The 667-nt window shown below is 47.1% G+C and carries 1 pseudogene; it reads left to right on the top strand.

What is annotated here, in order from left to right:
* Positions 1 to 288: 288 nt before the first annotated feature.
* A pseudogene (locus CIK04_RS25170) lies at positions 289 to 667 on the top strand (magnesium chelatase domain-containing protein); the annotation flags it as partial.

The following is a 667-nucleotide window of genomic DNA, read 5'->3' as shown; positions in this document are numbered from 1 at the left end:
CTCCCCCGCGCGGTGCTAATGAGGACCACGATAATCAGGTTAATCAGAGAGTTAATTTGAGCGGCAAAGTTCATCTGTCATGTCGTTAAAATGTTGTGTAATGATTCTACGAAATTGTTTGCGTCACTAGTGGTAACACACAAAACTGTTTCGTGACAAGCAAAAAGTCATTCTTTTTTCACATTTAAGCCTCATCGCTTCACGCTATATAACAGTTCTGTATAAAAAAACTTGTATTTATAGAACAACTAAAATTGAAGAGGCAGTGATGGGGTTGGCGATTAGTTCATAGTCCGTGCCAGTGTGGGCGTCGAAGCGCCTTCCGTGAGCGTGGAAGTGCACATTAGTAACGGCTTACCGGGATTTACCTTGGTTGGGTTGCCGGAAACCACCGTAAAGGAATCAAAAGATCGCGTACGCAGTGCGATCGTCAACAGCAATTTTCAATTTCCTGCTAAGCGGATCACCGTCAACTTGGCGCCCGGCCGATCTGCCCAAAGAAGGGGGACGCTTTGATTTTGCCGATTGCACTCGGTATTTTAGCCGCTTCTGAGCAGATCTCCGTTCAGTTTCTCCAGCAACATGAATTTGTCGGTGAGTTAGCCTTAAGTGGTGAGCTACGAGCGGTGAAAGGGGTGTTGCCAGCCGCTCTTGCCGCCAAAGGGGT

This window comes from Vibrio sp. 03_296, assembly GCF_002265885.1.
Note: the sequence above shows the minus strand (reverse complement) of the source record. Positions and strands in the feature narration are given on the sequence as shown.